The organism is Labrenzia sp. R5_0 (assembly GCF_017743835.1).
Lineage (GTDB): Bacteria > Pseudomonadota > Alphaproteobacteria > Rhizobiales > Stappiaceae > Roseibium > Roseibium algicola.
This window is the reverse complement of sequence record NZ_JAGHRK010000002.1, coordinates 84,486-98,132: the sequence shown is the minus strand read 5'-3', so window position 1 is coordinate 98,132 and position 13,647 is coordinate 84,486. Positions and strand designations below refer to the sequence as shown.

Annotated in this window: 13 protein-coding genes; 4 read left to right on the top strand and 9 right to left on the bottom strand. The window is 58.8% G+C overall.

Annotated features, from left to right (window positions below):
• Positions 1-87 precede the first annotated feature (87 nt).
• Positions 88-1,770: a tetratricopeptide repeat-containing sulfotransferase family protein gene (locus tag J7447_RS09250; RefSeq protein ID WP_209169454.1), complete on the top strand. Its 1,683-nt coding sequence runs from the start codon at positions 88-90 to the stop codon at positions 1,768-1,770.
• Positions 1,771-1,833: 63 nt separating this feature from the next.
• Here the strand turns inward: J7447_RS09250 and J7447_RS09245 are convergent, their stop codons facing one another.
• The 3 genes from J7447_RS09245 to J7447_RS09235 are packed head-to-tail and all read right to left on the bottom strand — an operon-like array spanning position 1,834 to position 5,284.
• Positions 1,834-2,397 (bottom strand): hypothetical protein, encoded by a 564-nt coding sequence (locus J7447_RS09245; RefSeq protein WP_209169453.1) that lies wholly within the window; start codon positions 2,395-2,397, stop codon positions 1,834-1,836.
• Positions 2,394-3,074: a DUF1214 domain-containing protein gene (locus J7447_RS09240; RefSeq protein WP_023001022.1), complete on the bottom strand. Its 681-nt coding sequence runs from the start codon at positions 3,072-3,074 to the stop codon at positions 2,394-2,396. Before J7447_RS09240 ends, J7447_RS09245 begins: the two co-directional genes overlap by 4 nt.
• On the bottom strand, positions 3,071-5,284 hold the full coding sequence (locus J7447_RS09235; RefSeq protein WP_209169452.1) for a PBP1A family penicillin-binding protein: 2,214 nt from the start codon (positions 5,282-5,284) through the stop codon (positions 3,071-3,073). Before J7447_RS09235 ends, J7447_RS09240 begins: the two co-directional genes overlap by 4 nt.
• Before the next feature lie 220 nt (positions 5,285-5,504).
• Here J7447_RS09235 and J7447_RS09230 point away from each other — a divergent pair, with 220 nt between their 5' ends.
• Positions 5,505-5,990: a YcgN family cysteine cluster protein gene (locus tag J7447_RS09230; RefSeq protein ID WP_209169451.1), complete on the top strand. Its 486-nt coding sequence runs from the start codon at positions 5,505-5,507 to the stop codon at positions 5,988-5,990.
• 55 nt (positions 5,991-6,045) lie between these two features.
• Here the strand turns inward: J7447_RS09230 and J7447_RS09225 are convergent, their stop codons facing one another.
• A complete protein-coding gene (locus J7447_RS09225) occupies positions 6,046-6,663 on the bottom strand; it encodes a TetR/AcrR family transcriptional regulator (protein ID WP_023001025.1) in 618 nt (205 codons plus the stop codon).
• Positions 6,664-6,780: 117 nt separating this feature from the next.
• Here J7447_RS09225 and J7447_RS09220 point away from each other — a divergent pair, with 117 nt between their 5' ends.
• Positions 6,781-7,362 (top strand): NAD(P)H-dependent oxidoreductase, encoded by a 582-nt coding sequence (locus tag J7447_RS09220; protein WP_152506287.1) that lies wholly within the window; start codon positions 6,781-6,783, stop codon positions 7,360-7,362.
• A 73-nt stretch (positions 7,363-7,435) separates the two neighbouring features.
• Here the strand turns inward: J7447_RS09220 and J7447_RS09215 are convergent, their stop codons facing one another.
• The 4 genes from J7447_RS09215 to J7447_RS09200 all read right to left on the bottom strand — a co-directional run bounded on the left by J7447_RS09215 (position 7,436) and on the right by J7447_RS09200 (position 11,185).
• Positions 7,436-8,923: a transporter substrate-binding domain-containing protein gene (locus J7447_RS09215; RefSeq protein ID WP_209169450.1), complete on the bottom strand. Its 1,488-nt coding sequence runs from the start codon at positions 8,921-8,923 to the stop codon at positions 7,436-7,438.
• 88 nt (positions 8,924-9,011) lie between these two features.
• On the bottom strand, positions 9,012-9,530 hold the full coding sequence (locus tag J7447_RS09210) for a DUF3833 family protein (protein ID WP_209169449.1): 519 nt from the start codon (positions 9,528-9,530) through the stop codon (positions 9,012-9,014).
• 68 nt (positions 9,531-9,598) lie between these two features.
• Entirely contained in the window at positions 9,599-10,609 is a 1,011-nt protein-coding gene (locus J7447_RS09205; protein ID WP_189640135.1) for a P1 family peptidase, read from the bottom strand.
• 48 nt (positions 10,610-10,657) lie between these two features.
• Positions 10,658-11,185, bottom strand: coding sequence for a flavin reductase (locus J7447_RS09200; protein ID WP_209169448.1), 528 nt, complete (start codon positions 11,183-11,185; stop codon positions 10,658-10,660).
• 323 nt (positions 11,186-11,508) lie between these two features.
• Here J7447_RS09200 and J7447_RS09195 point away from each other — a divergent pair, with 323 nt between their 5' ends.
• On the top strand, positions 11,509-12,612 hold the full coding sequence (locus J7447_RS09195; protein WP_209169447.1) for a branched-chain amino acid ABC transporter substrate-binding protein: 1,104 nt from the start codon (positions 11,509-11,511) through the stop codon (positions 12,610-12,612).
• A gap of 77 nt (positions 12,613-12,689) precedes the next feature.
• Here J7447_RS09195 and J7447_RS09190 read toward each other — a convergent pair whose 3' ends face one another.
• On the bottom strand, positions 12,690-13,304 hold the full coding sequence (locus tag J7447_RS09190; RefSeq protein ID WP_023001032.1) for a YceI family protein: 615 nt from the start codon (positions 13,302-13,304) through the stop codon (positions 12,690-12,692).
• Positions 13,305-13,647: the final 343 nt, after the last annotated feature.

Sequence of the window (13,647 nt, the reverse complement as noted above, 5' to 3'; positions counted from 1 at the left end):
GGGTTTTGTGGCTTGCCGTTCTTCAGGCGTCGAACTAAACCGTTTAGTTTACAGGGTAGTCACTCCCGGGAACCTGAAGGTGGTCGAATGAGTCCGAACATCACGCTTCTCGTCAAAGAAGCGCTCTCCCATCAACATGCCGGACGCATTGGAATCGCGCTCAGCATGTTTGAGGAGATACTGAAGCTCGACCCCAAAAATCCGCAGGCAAATTTTTCGCTGGGCATTGCTGCTTACCAGAACGGTGACGTGGGGCTTGCTATCGAGATGCTGAGGAAGGCTGAGCGCAAGGCCGGCAAGCATCCGCAGGTGCATCAGTTGCTCGGTCTGGCCCTCATGAACGCTGGCGATCTGGCCGGCGCGCTGAAATCGCTGAAAAAAGCTGTGGCCCTTGCGCCCAAAGCCGCTGATTTCCACGCCCATCTCGGTGACCTCTACACGCTCAAGCGTCAGCCGGTGCTGGCACGACAGAGCTTTCAGCGTGCATTGGCGATCGATCCGGAAAATGGTTATGCCCTTGTCGGCATGGGCCAGCTCGATATCACTGTCGGCCAGATCGACGAGGCTGTCGCCTGGTTCGAAAAAGCCATCGCATTGGGCAAGGAACTGCCCTCGGCCCTTCACTGCCTGACGATGGCACGCACCTACAGGGAAGAACCGGCGGAACTTGCAAAGATCGATGACCTGTTGAAACAGGCAAGCGCACTGCCTGCTCCGGAGCACGCTCACCTGCATTGGGCGGCCGGCAAGATCCACTACGACCTGGGAGACACCGCGCGCGCTGCGCAGCATTACCGCTCCGCCCGCCGGTTGCGCTACCAGTCGTTCGATCAGCAAGCCCATGAAGAGCGCATCGCGTTCATGAAGGACGTGTTCAACGAGGCATTTTTCGCCGAACGGACGGAATTTGAGGATCCCTCGGAGCGACCGGTTTTCATTTTCGGCATGCCGCGTTCAGGCACGACCCTGGCCGAGCAGATCGTGAGCCGGCACTCGCGCATCGCCAGCGGTGCGGAAATTCCGTATTTCCGCTTGCTGCAGCAGGACCTGGGTTTGCGGGGGGCGCCAAGTGCTGCCCTGGAAAACCGGTTGAAGAGCCTCGGGCCGCGTGAGTTCAAGCAGTTTGCACGGCAGTACCTTGCGGAACTGAGCGCAATTGATCGGCGGGCAGACCGTGTCACCGACAAGATGCCGCATAATTTCGAAGTGCTCTGGCTTATGAGCCTTCTGTTTCCGAAAGCGGCTTTCATCCATTGCGTTCGCTGTCCTGCGGACACATGCGTCTCGCTCCTGTCGCATTCGCTTTCGCCCGCGCATAACTACGCCATGACACAGAAGTCACTGGGCAATTATTTCGTTGCCTACGACGGTCTGATGAAACATTGGGAAAAGGTTCTGCCGGTTCGCATCCACACGCTTTCCTACGAAGACCTGGTTCATAACCAGGAAAAGGAAAGCAAGGCGCTGCTGGCGTGCACAGGCATGGACTGGGAAGAACAATGCCTGGAGTTCTATAACGGCGACAGTCCCGTGACGACGTTCTCCAATCTCCAGGTGCGGAAGCCGATGTTCAGATCATCGATCGGTCGGTGGAAGCGTCACAAGGATCTTCTAGGAGACCTGTTCGAGGCGCTCGGTCCGCTGTCACCGCTCAATGAGGCAGCACCGGTCGGCAACGGATCCAGCTACGGTCAGCAACAGACGCTTGCAACCGGTATGCCCGACAACGATATTTCTCACCTGCGGAACGCGGTTTCTCCGATATCGTGACCAGTTGCGGCGTCGGGGCGTGACAGTGTTTCGGCCTGACCGTTTTTCATGATTGCAGGTATCTTAGCGAATGGAGCCGCACTTTGCGGCCCTGAGAGCGCGGTCGATGCTGTCCGCCCGGGTCGGGTGGGGTACATAGGCCCGCAGCAACGCAAAACCGCTTAGCGGCTCTTCCGTTTCAATGACGATGAGATCTTCCAGGTTTTCCGGCGGGTTCTCCCGCAGGATCGACAGCTGTTCCGTGGTCAGCACCAGCATTGACAGGCGCTCGGCACCCGCGGTGCGGTTGTTGAGACTGTAGACGGCCTCTCCAGCCGCGTTGAACAGTCCTATGGACCAGAAGGGTACCGGAATGCTGGCATCGAAGAGAACCGGCCCGTCGGCGAGCTGAAACCGGCAGGCAGCGTGCTTCATGGCCGGATCAAGATCGGGCAGGGCCTCCTCGCCGGGGTGGACATCCGGCAGCAGATTGAATTGCCGGTCCGGCCCGTGGTTGCCGATGTTGTCATAGGCACTGTGCAGAACGTTCTGGGGGATGCTCAGCACCACCAGGATGTGAATGATGGCAGCAAGACACAGCGTGGCCAGCAGGCCAACCGACAGGGAAAAACGTGAGGAAAGGGTCATGGGCAGCCCAACCTGTCGATGGTGGGCATGCTGACGCCGTCTAGGGCTGCACCGGTCGTGACCGGAGCGTCATAGACCCTGAGCACGAAGCGCAGACCGTCCGCGGCCCTTGCATCGCTCGCCAGGGGCAACCAGTTGCCGGAGTGGGGGCGGGTGGCGGCGACGATCTCGAAAGTGCCGTCCGCGTTTCGCAACAAGGCGTCACTTGCAAGGTTCACCCGGCCAGACATCGTCTTGACCAGGTGGCCGTGGCCATCGACCGCGGTCATGGTCCAGAGCCGGGCAGACGGGGTCTGGCCTGCGATACGGTACTCACATGTCGGATCAAGCTGGTGGCCATTGCTGTCTTCGCGCGCGACCAGAGCAAGCCCTTCGCCCGACGCCAGGGGAATGACGGCGCCTCTTGTGTAGATCGCCACGGAATAGGGATCGGCTTCGGAGGTGCCAGCTTTCGGATAGGCGTGCCACGGGCCGATGGTGACCGCGTTGAGCGGTTGTTCCCGCTCGATGATCAGATAGGCGGAGCTTATGCCGAGCAAGGAGGCCAGAACGACGACAAGCGTCACCGTGGCGAGCGTGCGAAAAGGATTTCCCCGATGCGAGCGGATGGCACGGGGAAGCCTTTCGTCATACCAGTCTGCTTCGCCATGTGCGGGCCGGAATCCTGTATCGCTCATTGCACCGCCGCGACATCGGTGTTGGCAGGCCCTTGAGCGGGGGCGACATCGGCGCTCTTTTGTTCAAGCAGCAGGCGCAGATCCTGACCGATCTGCAAGAGGAGATCCTGGGTGCGCCGTTTCAGGACCCGTGGCTGCGCAGTGTCGCTGGTGTCTGTAGCCAGCCTTGCCGGTGCGGTTCGGGCCAGACGGGGCAAGCTTTCCGGATCGACACCGGGCATCCGTGCAAGCTCGATGCCATTGTGGGCAAAGGCGTTGTATTTCTGCCAGGCCATGGCAGGAAGGCTGCCGCCGGTGACACGTCGCGTGGAGGTAAAATCGTCGTTGCCGAACCAGACGGCCGTGGCAAAGTTGCCGGTGTAGCCGACAAACCAGGCATCACGGTAAGCGTTGGTGGTTCCGGTCTTTCCGGCTGCCACCACGCCGTCAATCTGCGCCCGGCGGGCCGTGCCGGCCTCAACCACATTGACCAGGATCTCGTTCATTTCCTGAACTTTCTCCTCCGGCAGGACACGAACTGCAGGCGGCTCGTCGCGTTCACGCCGGTAGAGAACCTTGCCGGCGCTGTTCTTGATCTCCAGAACCGCATAGGCCGCTGCCTTGGTTCCGCCATTGGCGAAAACGGAATAGGCCGATGCCATGTCGATGACGGAGACTTCAGATGAGCCGATAGGCAGCGACACGGAGTTTTCCAGTTCGTGGGTCAGGCCCATGCGATACGCCGTATCGATGATTTTTTGCCGGCCGAAATCCAGGGAAAGGATCACCGGAATGGTGTTGATGGACTTGGTGAGCGCGGTTTTCAGCGTGACGGCGCCCCGGTAGCTTCTGGAATAGTTTTTGGGCGACCAGTTACCGATCCAGACCGGCCGGTCGGAGACCACGCTATCCGAGGTATAACCGTTCATGAAAGCCGTCATGTAGACGAAAGGCTTGAACGAGGATCCTGGCTGGCGCAGCGCGTTGACGGCGCGATTGAACTGGCTTTCGCCATAGGAACTGCCACCGACCATGGCAACGACGGCTCCGTCCGGGATCATCGAAACCATCGCCGCTTCACGAGCGTCGCGCAAATTTCCGTTTTCCCGAAGCACGGTTTCCACGGCCAGATCCGCCTGGCGCTGCAGCGCCGGGTCCAGTGTGGTGCGGACGGTCACAATGCGGTCGCGGGCAAGTGCCGGATACCGGCGTGCAAGCTTCTTGACCTCTTCAAGCGCCCAGTCGAGGAAGTATTCCGGCAACTGTTCCTGAGACCTGTCGACAGCCAGGGCCGGATTACGGCGTGCGCCGATCACCTGGCCTTCGGTCAGGAAACTGGCCTGTACCATGTTGGACAGGACTTCGTTGGCACGCGCGCGGGCTGCAGGCAGGTTGATGTGTGGGGCGTATTTGGTCGGCGCCTTGTAGAGACCTGCCAGCATGGCACTTTCAGCAAGCGTCAGCTCACGCACATTCTTGTTGAAATAGAATTCGGAAGCAGCCGTCACCCCGAAGACGCCGCCGCCCATGTAGGCGCGGTCGAGATAGAGCTTCAGGATTTCCTGCTTGGAAAGGTTCGCTTCCAGCCACAGCGCCAGATAGGCTTCCTTGATCTTGCGGCTGAGACTGCGCTCGTTGGTCAGGAAGAGGTTTTTGGCCAGCTGCTGGGTCAGCGTCGAACCGCCCTGGACGACACCGCCTGCGCGTGCGTTCTCGACCATGGCCCGGAAGGTGCCGAAAAAATCAATCCCGAAGTGGCTGAAGAAACGGCGATCTTCGGTGGCGAGCGTCGCCTTTATCAGGGAGTCTGGAATTTCCTCAAGCGGTACGCTGTCGTTGAGAACGATGCCGCGCCGGCCGATTTCCTTGCCGAAGCGATCCAGGAAGGTCACCGCGAAATCGTCCGTGGTCTTCCAGTCGGCATAGCGCGTTGCCTCGAAGGCAGGCTGGGCGAAGGCCAGCACCACGATGAAACCGGCAAGACCGTAAGTCAGGCCGTCAGACGAAAGCTCGGCTAGAACGCGCCAGATTCCCTTGGCCCGGAACCGCCGCAAGAAGGCGTCATAGCCTTCGAATATCCGGCGGATAGCTGTTCCGCTCTTCCACAGGGCCGTGTCGATAAGGGCATCGATCGCCAGGAAAAAGCGGCGAATACGATTGCGCTTTTTCGGCGGCTTCTGCGCCGGCGGATTGCCGGTTTCGACATCATCTGATTGCGGTTTGTCCGTCACGCGAACAAGGTCTCCGGATCAAAAAGGATCGGCCCAAGCTAGCCGTTTTTCGAGGTCGTGCAAACTGGTTGCCAACGTGCCCCTTTCATTGGAACAGTTTACCTAAAGTTCTTGCAATTTCATTGAGGAAAAACAGCCCGTTTTTTCGCCCGGGTTGCCCGACAGCCTGTAGCATGATAGGCGCCGATTGTTCCGGCCCAAGAAAGGCGCACAAGACTTCATGACTGTGGACGATACCTCACGCGAGCTTCCGTTCTGGAAAACCCGCACACTGGAAGACATGACGCAGTCCCAGTGGGAATCGCTTTGCGACGGCTGCGCACGCTGCTGTCTCAACAAGCTTGAGGACTGGGACACCGGCGAAATCGTCTGGACGGATGTTGCCTGCACGTTGCTTGATGGCACCAGCTGCCGCTGCAAGGATTACGACAACAGGGCAACCATCGTGCCGGACTGCATTCAGCTCACACCGGGTGAGGTGAGGACACTGACCTGGCTGCCGCCAACCTGTGCCTATCGGCTGGTGCGGGAAGGCAAGGATCTCTACTGGTGGCATCCTTTGGTGTCGGGAGATCCTGAAACAGTCCATCAGGCGGGCATTTCCGTTCGCGGGCGGACAATCCCCGAAGACGGCATGGCTCTGGAAGACTATGAGAACCACGTCGTGTTCTGGCCGGGGGAAATGCCGGAAGACCGGAAGGGTTGAGCTAACCCTGCCGATCAGGATGCAATCACACTATTCGAGCCCGCTTTGATCACTCTCATTGTCTGATCAGGAAAGCCTCGACATGGCGGCGGAGCCGGTGTTCCAGTTCCGCCCGGTCAGTCAGTTGATGGCTTTTGACCAGGATGGCTCCATGGATCATGAAGGCAATCAGGCCATCGACCATTTCCTTGGGTGACCGATCCTGCCTCAGGTCCGGCTTCAGGCTGGCCCCCTGTTGCCAGAACGTCAGGAAATGCTCCAGTTCCGCATCGAGGGCGTCCAGAGTTTCGACAAATTCAGCAGCGCAATTGGGTTTGGTCACACCGATATTGTCCAGGAACAGCCGCAGGATTGTCGGGCTGTCGGTGATGACGTCGATCAACGCCATCATGCGCCGGGTCAGCAGTCCGACAGGGTCGGACAATTGGTCGGGTTCTGCTGCTTCGTCGGACGTCGCCGCACGCAGGGCATTCAGCCGGTCCAGCAGCACGTAGGACAATAGGCCGTCCATATCGCCGAAATGCGAGAACACGGTCCCCTTTGCGACACCTGCCTCCTGAGCAACCGCTTCCGCGGTAACCAGGTCCAATCCGTGTTTTTGACTGAGATCGCGTGCGGCAGCCAGTACCCGTGCCCTTGTGGCAATGCTCCGCTGTTGTGGTTTGCGTGTCATGATTTTCCGTTAAAATGACCGTGGTCAAAAAATATCTTGACGGATGCGATGCGGAATGTCAAAAAATGACCACGGTCAATTTTGGCGTTTGACGCCTGCAAGCTCACAAGGTTGGACATGACAAGAGTACTGGTATTGGAAGGACACCCGGCCAAGGACACGTTTTGCGGCGCCCTCGCGGCGGAATATGCAAATCATGCGCAAAAGGGTGGAAACGAAGTGCGGGTCAGGCATCTGGCCGACCTGGACTTCGACGCGGATTTCGGAGTGTCATCCTTCAAGGATGCGAAGCCTCTGGAGCCTGACCTCGAAGCACTGTGGCAGGATATCCTGTGGTGTGAACATTTCGTGCTCACGCACCCATTGTGGTGGGGCGGTCTGCCGGGCAGGTTGAAGGGGTTGTTCGACCGGATCCTGCTGCCGGGCATGTCCTTTCAATACGTGAAAGGAAAACCTTTACCTGAGAAACTGCTCAAGGGCCGCACCGCGCAGGTTCTGGTGACTTCCGACACACCGGGTTGGTACTTCACCTGGATTTACGGTGCCGGTGCCAAAAAGCAGACCGAGAAGCAGATCCTCGATTTCTGCGGTCTCAAGCCCAAAGGCTACCATATGTTCTCGCCGATCCGCGGCTCGAGCGGCGAGGCAAAGCGGAAGATGCTGGCGCGGGCCGCTGCTCTTGGTCGCAAGGTTGCCTGAAGCGTTTTGCATCGGTCATGGTGGACGTTCAAACGGCCTTCGTTGAACGTCCTCATGTTGCCCGCGAGTGATCCTAGTTTCCAGCTGCCGCCTTCTCGGCGGCTTCCGTTTGCCGACGCTGCTGTTCGTTGAAGAACACGACGTAATACTGGTAGATGTTGCCGACGTAATCGACAGGTTCCCGGCCGATTTCGGAAGCCACGATCCATTCGACGTTGTCAAACCACTTGTCCGGGTCAAAGCCCTGTTGCTTGGCTTTCTCGCGCAGCTTGGCAAACCGGCTGGGGCCGGCGTTGTAGGCCGCAAGCGCAAAGAAGGTCTGGTTGGCATCCCGTGTCTGAAGACCGGCAAAATACTGGTTGGCAAGGTACCGAAGATATTTGACGCCTGCCTGAACGTTCTTGTCCGGATCTGCATCAATGCCGCTGATGTTGATCGGGTCGCCCTTGGCCGTAGCCGGCTTGATCTGCATCAGTCCAACGGCGCCCGCGCGGCTGTGCGCTTTCTGGTCGAAACGTGATTCCTGAAAGCTTTGCGCGGCGATCAAAAGCCAGTCGATCTCATACTCGTCGCCGTACTTTTGAAAAATGGTTTGCAGACTGGCGAGGTCGTTCTTGTAGTCCGCGCTGCGCATGTCCCGGAGGTAGTCGGCCTCTTTCAGATATCGCTTGAGGATGATGTTGCCGAGCAGGGTGCCTTTTGTCACGGTGGCGGCGAAGGCATCGACTTCCTTCAGGAGCTCCGGCGCATTGTTGCGAACGGCTATGGCAATCTCTCCATCCGTGCGCACGGCTGCCGAGGGATGCATCTTCAGGCCGTCCAGAACTTCCAGCCAGAGTTCGGCCTTGTGCTGGTCCACGATCACCATGGAAATGGCGCCGGCTGACACCATTTCCAGAAGATCCTCGTCTTCCATGTGCTCGTCAGCGGTCACAATGTCGACCGGCTTGGCGCCTTTTTTGCCGAGCGTATCGTTAAGTGCCTTGAGGCTCTGATAATAGGAAGATGAAGCGCGGACGTGAACGGTCTGACCTGACAAGGCTTCAGGTGAGGGAAGGTCGGCAACCCCTGCGGCGGTGACCGGTACTTCGTGCACATCCTTCAGCAAAGGGGACGAAAAGGCGACCAGATCTTCCCGTTCGCGGGTAATGGTCAGATTGCCGATCGCGATGTCGCCTTTGCCCGCGGCAAGATCTGAAAACAAGTGATCTCTCGGGGTCGGAACAAGTACCAGCTTTGCATCCTTCGCCTTCTTCTCGTGGATCTTGTCCAGGTATTTGTCGAACTCGGTCATGAGATCAACCGAGCTGCCGCGCTGAACACCCTTGTCGATGAAGTATCCTGTCTTTGAAAACGGGATCAGGACCCGAATGTAGCCACGCTTGAGCAAGGCGTCGAAGTCGCCGTCGAACGGTTCAAGCAGTTTGTTCTCAAGCGTTTCGGCAAGGCCCGTGCCCATCGCGCTTGCCAAGGTTGACTGGCTTGCAAGGCCCGCTACCACAAGAGCCATTGAAAACATCAGGTTCAGGAGATGTGGCAGGAAGTGCCGGATCGGTATCATGAAGCCCCCACGGACAATTTCATCCGCAGAGTAAAGGCTTGAAATCACTCCCGATCAAGCGCCAAGTCGTACCTGAGCTCTGGAAGCTTTACCTTTTAAATGTCAGCGAAACCGTACCGACCGTAATCCCGGCCTTCATGACCTTGGCGGTGTTCCTGACCGTGTTTCTGTCGACCTGTGTCAGCGTGTCGTCAAAACGAAGCAGCAATGGCCCGTTCTCAGTCTCCAGGCTCGCGACGTAGGAGAAACGAAGGTCTCCATTTTCATCTGTACGAACGTTTGCCGGACCCAGCACGTCGGCTCTCTGGCCGATGTATCGGTCTTCGGCAACCTTCTGGAAGAACCAGGTCTTGGAATCACGTTCACCGTCTTCGTAGACGAAGTCCTCGCGAAGCCGGAGCGTAAAGGTCTTGCTGTTCCAGGTTCCTGTCAGCGTGACGGTGAATGGTCGGTAGACACCGGCGATCTTGCTTTCAAAAACGCCCTTGCCCACCGTTTTTCCGCGGAAGAATTCTTCCAGCACCAGGGATTTGGCATCGGCCGGAACAGAAGCAGCGACACCCATGGCGAACATGGCGAGAAGCAGAAAACGGTGAACGCGGGTCATGATGGGCAGAACCTCCTTCAGGAAAATCTGCCCAGTTTACGCAGGTCAGCACGCGTCGGATCTGGTGACTAGCTTCCGAACCGCTCTCGCCACGTTGGGACCGGATCGTCGGTTGCCGGGGACGCATTATAGACGCCGCGGGCGATGGCACGTGCCAGGCACGAAGCGGCTGCCGCACCGAGCTGAACCATGTCTTCCAGTCCGTTTTCCATTCGGCGTTGGCCCGTGGAGAGGGCGAAGACGAGATCGCCATCAAGCGGTGTGTGGGCGGGCCAGAGAGCCCGCGCCAGCCCGTCATGCGCCATGACCGCGAGGCGTTTCGCTTCGCCCTTGGTCAGGATGGCATCGGTCGCAACAGCTGCGATCGTGGTGTTGGCACCGGCCTTGAGGCCGTCAAGTTTGGTGCGGACCGTGATGCTGTCCGGCGGCAGCGGATGCGCCATTCCCAGGCCACCGAACTCATCGCCGATTTCAAAGGGGGCCGCCCAGAAGTGCGCGCTGTCCCCCACGGTTGCCCGCCCAAGCGCGTTCACCGCGACAATGGCGCCGACCGTAATGCCGTTTTCCAGTACATGGGAGGCAGACCCGAGGCCGCCTTTCAGATTTGCGGTGGTGGCTCCGGTGCCGGCACCGATGGAGCCTAGGGAAAAATCATGGCCGATTGCATCAAGTGCAGACCGGCCGAGATCCCGGTAAGGCGCCGCCTGTCCCCAGCTCTTGTCGCCGCCGTTCAGGAGGTCGAACAGGATGGCGGTGGGAACGATCGGAACGCGGACCGGGCCGACCTGGAATCCGTAACCCAGTTCGGCAAGGCGTCCCTGGACACCTGCACCGGCATCCAGACCGAAGGCGGACCCACCGGCCAGCACGATGGCGTCGATCTTCTCGACGGTCTGCTCCGGCTCCAAGAGCGCGATTTCACGGGTGCCAGGTGCACCGCCGTGAATGGCCACCGAGGTGACCGCGGGTTCGTCCGGTACGAGCACGGTCGCACCGGATTTCAGTTCAAGATCGGAAGCATTGCCGACCTTGAGGCCCGGGACATCGGTGATCAGGTTGCGTAAACCGGCCATGGGCAGACGGTCCTCGATTGAAGGTGGACGATAAGGAGTGTGATCGGCTGCGTGTCAGGTGTCGAGGCTTTTGTAGCCGCGGCGGACATAGAGAAGGGATTTGCCGGGATCGGTCATCCGAAGGTCGGTCACGGTGCCGACGATGATCGAATGCGTACCCATTTCGGTGACTGAATAGACTTCACAATCGACGCTGAGACGCGCGCTGTTGAGGGCGGGGCAGCCAGTGGCCAGACTTGTCCAGTCGCCTTTCTCGAACCTTTGCGGCATGTCCAGCTTGTCTCGCCCGGCAAAGGTGTCGGAAATTTCCTCGTGATCGTCGCTGAGCGTGTTGAGGCAGAAGCAGCGGTTTTCGAGAACTGCGCCATGAATGCGTGTTTTCCTGTTCAGGCAGATCAGAATGCTGGCGGGTTCGTCGCTGACCGAACAGGCAGCCGAAACGGTTGCACCCATGCGGCCGCCGGGGCCGTCAGTGGTCACCACGTGGACGGCTGCAGCAATCCGGCTCATGGCTTCCCTAAAAATGGCGGTCTCCAGGGGAAGCCTGTCCTGGTCTTCGGGTTCTGAAGAGGTTGGGGACATCAAGTCGGCTCCTGGGCGGCTCAGCGGGAATCATTCGTCTGTCGGACGCGGACGGGAGTTTAGGCGGCCACGGAAAGGATGCCTAGACCATGCTGTGCCCGACACGAGGCTGACCGGTTTTTCTGATATTTCAAGGTCAACACCTTATGAACGAGCGTCGGAAGATCTCGTAAACCCCTCCAACCGAAGTCGTGGGCCGGAAAGCTCATGAATTCATATGGGGCAGGTGTTCCGCATTTGCCACCTAAGCCACAAGTGCGGATTGAGCTGCGGACCGGGCCGCGCTAGGGGTAGGGGGCGATCACCGGATCTTGGGGAGACGAATGACCTTTCAGCAGTTTCTGGCCAGTGCTGGCCTCCTGGCTTACAGCGTCGTTGCGACACCTGCTGTCGCCGACATCCGGATCGCTGTTGCCGGGCCGATGAAAGGGCAGTTTGCTGCTTTCGGTGAAGAAATGCGTATCGGCGCGGAAAAGGCGGTTGCCGATCTCAATGCGGCCGGCGGGGTCAACGGCGAGACTCTGGTGCTGGAAACCGTCGACGATGGTTGTGATGCGGACCAGGCTGTGGCCGTGGCCAACCAGTTGATCGGCAGAGACGTTGTCTTTGTTGCCGGGCATCTTTGTTTCAGCAGCTCTATTGCCGCCGCTGAAGTCTATGCCGGAGAGGGGATCGTTCAAATGTCACCGGCAACGACCCTACCGAAATTCACCGACGAGCGGCAAGGCGAAGGCATCTTCCGTCTCGCCCCGAGGGATGACCGGCAGGCGGACGTGGCCGGCAAGTTGCTGGTGAATGAATTCGGCGACAAACGAATTGCAATTCTGCATGACAAGACAGCCTACGGCAAAGGTCTTGCCGACGCGGTCAAGGCGGTCGTGAACGAGCTGGGAACCAGCGAGAGCATGGCGCTGGGGTTTGACGCAGGCGGTGACGATTTCCGCAGCCTCGTGTCGCAATTGAAGCTTCAGGCTGTCGATGTTGTTTACCTGGGCGGTTATCACCCGGAAGCGGGGCTGATAAAGCTGGAGATGGACCGTCAGCGGTTGGGCGCAGTGCTGGTGGCCGGTGATGCACTGATGACGGAAGACTATTGGTCCGTAACAGGTGAGGCGGGGAATGGAACCTTGCTGACCTATCCGGAGATCCCCCGGGATCGCCCCGAAGCGCAGGAACTGGTTGCTGATCTGGAAGCGGCGGGAGCTTCCGCGGATCGTTTCACATTGACGACCTATGCCGCAATTCAGGCCTGGGCACAGGCTGTCGAGGTCGCTGGTGGTACGGCGTTGCAAGGCGTGGCGACTGCTCTTCAGGAAGGAACCTTCGACACGGTGCTCGGAGATGTAACCTTCGACGGCAACGGTGACAGCAATCTGCCGGACTACATTGTCTATGAGTGGCGCAATGGTGTGCCAGAAGCCCGCTAGATCTGCCCCATAATGCAAGAGCACGCGGCCCTTGCAGGCACGCGTGCTTCTCAGGAATACAAGGCAAATGGTGTAGGTCAGCTACGTTTTCCGGTGCCTCTGATCTCGAGATTGACCTTGTCGGCGTAGATCGGCAAACCGGCATCCATGCCGTAGAGGCTGCGGAAAAACCCGCCTGACACTTCGAACCCGACCTGACCGTTGGCCTTGCTGTCGGTAATCTTCACCGAAAGCTTGGTGCGTTTCTGTTTTCCGCGAAGGTTCAAGACACCCTCGACTTCCGCCGTGTTCTGGCCGGTAATATGAACCCGGGTGCTCTGGAATGTGGCCACCGGGTGGTTGGCGACATCAAACATGGCCGAACTCTTCAGAAAACCTGTAACCTTGTCGTTGTTCGTGTGAACACTTCTCAGGTCGACCTTCACGACCACCTGGCTCTTCTCCGGGCGGTTTTGGTCCAGTGTCATCTTGCCGGATACGGTCTTGAATTCACCCGTGACAGGGCCGCGTCCGAGGACCCGAACGGAAAAGCCGGTGGCCAGTTGAGCCGGTGACAGCAGGTAGGTGCCAGTCAAAGATCCGGCGAATGAAGGCAAAGGTGCCGCGGCGAGTGCGACAAGACAGGCGAAGGTTGCGACGGTTTTTCGAAAGGGGCGTTTGAAGCCGCGTGTCGTGGCAGATGTTTGGGTCATTCGACAGGTCCTTGAACAAGATCAACGATGCAACTGGTGCGGCCATGTTCCGCAAGTTTTAAACTCAGGCTCTCTCTTCGAGCCATGGACGCACTATCTCATGAGGCTCCGTCAGACGCGGTGACGCCTGTCACAGGCAAAGATGCGATTGTTCGACCGGTATTCGCTCACCCTCAGATACCAGTTGGCTGGCCGTATTGTCTCTTCACGTTGGAGTGCTGATTAACCTTTTGGTAAGAAAATAGGCCTGTCCCGGTTCTTTCAAGGGAAGGGGCAAGGTAATCTCGGCGCAACTGCATGGAGTTTGTAATGCGTCTGGTCTCCTTGTTCCGCGTTTTCATTC

Excerpts from the sequence above, each read along its gene's own strand:
- J7447_RS09240 (WP_023001022.1), bottom strand. The coding sequence starts at position 3,074 with ATGAGCGATACAGGATTCCGGCCCGCACATGGCGAAGCAGACTGGTAT.
- J7447_RS09245 (WP_209169453.1), bottom strand. The coding sequence starts at position 2,397 with ATGACCCTTTCCTCACGTTTTTCCCTGTCGGTTGGCCTGCTGGCCACG.
- J7447_RS09250 (WP_209169454.1), top strand. The coding sequence starts at position 88 with ATGAGTCCGAACATCACGCTTCTCGTCAAAGAAGCGCTCTCCCATCAA.
- J7447_RS09190 (WP_023001032.1), bottom strand. The coding sequence starts at position 13,304 with ATGACCCAAACATCTGCCACGACACGCGGCTTCAAACGCCCCTTTCGA.
- J7447_RS09215 (WP_209169450.1), bottom strand. The coding sequence starts at position 8,923 with ATGATACCGATCCGGCACTTCCTGCCACATCTCCTGAACCTGATGTTT.
- J7447_RS09230 (WP_209169451.1), top strand. The coding sequence starts at position 5,505 with ATGACTGTGGACGATACCTCACGCGAGCTTCCGTTCTGGAAAACCCGC.
- J7447_RS09220 (WP_152506287.1), top strand. The coding sequence starts at position 6,781 with ATGACAAGAGTACTGGTATTGGAAGGACACCCGGCCAAGGACACGTTT.
- J7447_RS09195 (WP_209169447.1), top strand. The coding sequence starts at position 11,509 with ATGACCTTTCAGCAGTTTCTGGCCAGTGCTGGCCTCCTGGCTTACAGC.
- J7447_RS09200 (WP_209169448.1), bottom strand. The coding sequence starts at position 11,185 with ATGTCCCCAACCTCTTCAGAACCCGAAGACCAGGACAGGCTTCCCCTG.
- J7447_RS09225 (WP_023001025.1), bottom strand. The coding sequence starts at position 6,663 with ATGACACGCAAACCACAACAGCGGAGCATTGCCACAAGGGCACGGGTA.
- J7447_RS09210 (WP_209169449.1), bottom strand. The coding sequence starts at position 9,530 with ATGACCCGCGTTCACCGTTTTCTGCTTCTCGCCATGTTCGCCATGGGT.